General features: G+C 34.6%; 5 protein-coding genes. All 5 read left to right on the top strand.

Annotated features, from left to right (window positions below; translation table 11 throughout):
* Nucleotides 1-16: 16 nt before the first annotated feature.
* The 5 genes from ACIQ6Z_RS09315 to ACIQ6Z_RS09295 are packed head-to-tail and all read left to right on the top strand — an operon-like array spanning nucleotide 17 to nucleotide 4,293.
* Nucleotides 17-190, top strand: a complete 174-nt coding sequence (locus ACIQ6Z_RS09315) for a peptidoglycan DD-metalloendopeptidase family protein (RefSeq protein WP_396210611.1) — start codon at nucleotides 17-19, stop codon at nucleotides 188-190.
* A gap of 1 nt (nucleotide 191) precedes the next feature.
* Complete coding sequence (locus tag ACIQ6Z_RS09310; RefSeq protein WP_396210610.1) at nucleotides 192-1,691, top strand: GH3 auxin-responsive promoter family protein; 1,500 nt, start codon at nucleotides 192-194, stop codon at nucleotides 1,689-1,691.
* Between the two features lie 6 nt (nucleotides 1,692-1,697).
* Complete coding sequence (locus ACIQ6Z_RS09305) at nucleotides 1,698-2,594, top strand: carboxypeptidase-like regulatory domain-containing protein (protein ID WP_396210609.1); 897 nt, start codon at nucleotides 1,698-1,700, stop codon at nucleotides 2,592-2,594.
* Nucleotides 2,594-3,481 carry a carboxypeptidase-like regulatory domain-containing protein gene (locus ACIQ6Z_RS09300; RefSeq protein WP_396210608.1) on the top strand — a complete coding sequence of 296 codons (888 nt, stop codon included), beginning with the start codon at nucleotides 2,594-2,596 and terminating at the stop codon, nucleotides 3,479-3,481. The genes ACIQ6Z_RS09305 and ACIQ6Z_RS09300 overlap by 1 nt, the downstream gene beginning before the upstream one ends.
* Nucleotides 3,481-4,293, top strand: a complete 813-nt coding sequence (locus tag ACIQ6Z_RS09295) for a carboxypeptidase-like regulatory domain-containing protein (protein WP_396210607.1) — start codon at nucleotides 3,481-3,483, stop codon at nucleotides 4,291-4,293. The genes ACIQ6Z_RS09300 and ACIQ6Z_RS09295 overlap by 1 nt, the downstream gene beginning before the upstream one ends.
* Nucleotides 4,294-4,342: the final 49 nt, after the last annotated feature.

The following is a 4,342-nucleotide window of genomic DNA, read 5'->3' as shown; positions in this document are numbered from 1 at the left end:
AGACGATATTTTATCGGTGTATAAAAACGCAGCATCGGTTACAAAATCACAAGGAAATATAGTAAAATCGGGCGAGGTAATTGCATTAGCAGGAACTTCCACACCACAAAAAACAAACGCCACTTTAAGGTTCGAACTTTGGAAAGATGGTTTCCCCATTGATCCTACCCAATTCATAAATTTCAATTAACATGTCTGTAAAAGCCTTTGCAGCAAAATTATTTGCCAAGAGAATTAATGCCCAAACACAAAAGTGGGCAAACGATCCAGTAGCCACTCAGGAAAAAGTGTTGGCAAGTTTGCTCAAAACTGCAGCACCAACGAAATTTGGAAAGGATCATCACTTTAGTTCGATAAAATCCCACGCCGATTTTGTTCAAAACGTCCCCGTGCGCGATTATGAAGGTTTAAAACCCTATGTTGATTTGGTGGTAAATGGGGAAGAAAATATCCTTTGGATAGGAAAGCCTTTGTATTTTGCCAAAACATCAGGGACCACTTCGGGCGCCAAATATATTCCACTGACTGCCGCATCGATGCCATTTCATATTCAAGCTGCTAGAAACGCAATTTTAAGTTACATTCATGAAACCGGAAAGGCTGATTTTGTCTCCGGAAAAATGATTTTCTTACAAGGAAGTCCTATTTTGGAAGAAAAAAACGGCATTAAATTAGGCCGATTATCGGGCATTGTAGCGCATTTTATTCCGAAATACTTACAAAAGAACAGAATGCCCAGTTGGGAAACCAATTGCATAGAGGACTGGGAAACGAAGGTAAACGCTATTGTTGAAGAAACTTTTTCAGAAGATATGACGGTTATTTCTGGGATTCCGAGTTGGGTGCAAATGTATTTTGAAAAACTCAGCGCGAAAGGCAATAAGCCGGTGGGCGAAATTTTTAAAAACTTTAATTTATTTATATACGGCGGGGTGAATTATGAACCCTATCGCGCCAAATTTGAAAATCTAATTGGCCGAAAAGTAGATTCGATAGAGTTGTTTCCAGCTTCCGAAGGGTTTTTTGCGTATCAAGATTCGCAGATGGAAAAAGGCATGTTGTTGTTGTTGAATTCCGGTATTTTTTACGAATTCATAAAGGCTGCTGAATTTTTCACCGAAAACCCAAGACGATACACCATTGGAGAAGTGGAATTAAATGTAAATTATGTTTTAATCATTTCTACCAATGCCGGACTTTGGGGATATAACATCGGCGACACGGTTCAATTTACGAGTTTAAAACCGTATCGAGTGATTGTATCAGGACGAATTAAGCATTACATTTCAGCTTTTGGCGAACACGTTATTGGAAAAGAAGTCGAATCTGCCCTTAAAGAAGCAATGGAAGGAACCAATATTCGAGTAAATGAGTTTACCGTGGCGCCCCAAATTAATCCAAAAGAAGGGTTACCGTATCACGAATGGTTCATTGAATTTGACTCCGAAGCATCGGAAGAACCCAATAATTTAGAAGAATTTGCGTTACGAATTGATACTGCCATGCGCAAGCAAAATGTATATTATGATGATTTGATTACGGGTAATGTGTTGCGCACAGTTGTCGTAACAAAAGTACGCCAAAACGGCTTTCAAGAGTATATGAAATCCCAAGGCAAATTAGGCGGCCAAAACAAATTACCAAGGTTGACCAACGACAGAAAAATTGCGGATTTATTAGCTAGCGAATAGAAAATGATGTCAGAAAAAAAACTTTTGTTTGTGTTGCTTTTGTTTGGGTTTTATGCCTCTGCCCAAATCAAAGGCGTGGTCAAAGACAGTCTTTCGGGCGAACCCATTCCGTATGTGAATATTTGGGTGGAGAATGAATCTATTGGAACAACCTCTGAAGAAAACGGCAGTTTTTCATTGGACATAAAAGAAGAAAAAGTATTGGTTTTTTCGGCTTTGGGTTATGAAAGCAAGAAATTATCTTCTAAAAACGAGCTAATATTATTAAAACCTAAAGTTTTTGAGCTGAAGGAAGTGGTGGTTTCTAGTGCAAAAAAGAATAAAACAATTAAAGTAAATAGTTTTAAAAAAAACAAAATTAAAGTTTTTTATGGAGCAGGAGCCGAGCCTACAATAATTGCTAAAAAAATTGAACCAACGGATCAAATTATTAAACACCCTTATTTAAAAGAAATTAACTTTATAAGCCTTTGTCAATTAGAAAAAGCAAAATTAGTTTTACGTTTTTTTGAAATTGATGCAGACGGAAAACCAGGAGATGATTACTTAGGAGAAAATATCATAATTATAATAAAAAAAGGTCAAAACCTGAATAAATTGAATTTAGAAAAATACAACATCAGGATTCCTGACAAAGGATTCTTTATTGCATTCGAGTTTTTAACTATTGAAGAAAATAAGTATACTTTCAAAAACACACAAGAATTAGATGGTAAAATTATAAAAAAAGAATTTGTGTATTTTGAGCCTGTAATAGGTACAACGCCAACAGAAAACCAAAACTCCTACCAATACACCAAGGGAATATGGTATAAAAGAGGTAAATTTAGTAATGTAGATAAACTTACAGCATATCAAAATAAGTTTGGCGAACTTGCCATAGAACTAATCCTAACCAACTAATGAAAACCCTATTTTTCTTTTTTCTTACATTTTCCCTTTCTGCCCAAATTAAAGGAGTGATTAAAGACAGTCTTTCTGGCGAACCCATTCCGTATGTGAATATTTGGGTGGATGGCGAAACTATTGGAACAACTTCTGAAGAAAACGGCAGTTTTTCATTGGACCTAAAAGAAGAAAAAGTATTGGTTTTTTCTGCTTTGGGTTATGAAAGCAAGAAATCATCTTCTAAAAACGAAATAATTCTTTTAAAACCTAAAGTTTTTGAGTTGAAGGAAGTGGTTATTTCTGGAGCAATTAAGAATAAAACAATTAAAGTGAATGGTTTTAAAAAAGGAAAAATAAGTGTTTATTATGGCACCGGCACTCAACCCACAATAATTGCCAAAAAGATTGAACCTTCAGAACAAATTAATAAACACCCCTTTTTAAAAGAAATCAATTTTTTAAGTCGATCTCATATAGAAAAAGCAAAAATTATTTTAAGGTTTTATGAAGTTGATCCAGAAGGTAAGCCAGGAATTGATTTTTTAGATACTAATATAGTTCTTGAAATAAAGAAAGGAAAGAAAAATAATAGGGTAAATTTAGAAAAATATAAAATTAGAATTCCTGAAGACGGATTGTTTATAGCTTTTGAATGGATGATAATAGAAGAAAATAAATACACATATACATACACATTAGAGGAAGAAAAAAACAAAATTTCTTATAAAGATGGAATAAGTTATCAGCCTGTAATTGGAACAATACCTGCTGAAAATCAAAGTTCTTGGCATTACGCAAAAGGAAAATGGTTTAAAAGGCAGAAATTTAATCAAGATATTAATGTGTCAAGATATCAAGATAAATTTGGTGAACTAGCTATAGAATTAACCTTAACCAACTAATGAAAATTGTACTTTTCTTTTTTATCACATTTTCCCTTTCTGCCCAAATCAAAGGCGTGGTCAAAGACAGTCTTTCGGGCGAACCCATTCCGTATGTGAATATTTGGGTGGAGAATGAATCGATAGGGACTATTTCGGAGATTGACGGCACTTTTATTTTAGAAGCGCCATCCAATAAATCGATTGTATTTGCTATTTTAGGTTATAAAAAAAAGACGCTCCTTGCGTCACAAACGGCAACAGTTTCGTTACAACCCACCGTTTTTGATCTAAAAGAAATGGTGATTGTAAACAAGAAAGAAACCAAGCAAGTTGAAATAGGCATTATTAAAAATAGCACTTTTCAGGCTTTTGACAACGGACCAAAAATAGAGGCTAAGTTTTTTCCGTATGAAAAAGCGTATAGCAAAACCAGATTCATTAAAGAAGTTACCATTTTTACCGATAGCCGAATAGACAAAGCCACTATAAAATTACATTTCTATAAGGTGAATGAAAACGGTGCGCCGGGAGAAGAATTGCTCACCAAAGATTTTATGGTTACCTTAAATAAAGGCGTTATAAAACACAAGTTCAATCTAAGTAATTTGGATTTAGAATTTCCAAAAAATGGCCTTTTTGTGGCGTATGAAAAGTTGTTGATTGAACAAAACAAGTTGGGCACTAAGTACCAACCCTATGTCTTATATCATTATGCAGTGCGCGATTTTTTTTACACCTATGCCTATGGAATTTGGAGCAAACAAGTGGCTGAATCCCCAGATAAATTAGGAATAAACGAACCCGCTATTACCCTTATTTTATCGAACTAAAAATAAAATCGTACTTTTGCAGGTTAGATAAACAGATATAATGAAAGAC

Origin of the sequence: Flavobacterium sp. (assembly GCF_044376915.1) — a bacterium.
GTDB lineage: Bacteria > Bacteroidota > Bacteroidia > Flavobacteriales > Flavobacteriaceae > Flavobacterium.
Note: the sequence above shows the minus strand (reverse complement) of the source record. Positions and strands in the feature narration are given on the sequence as shown.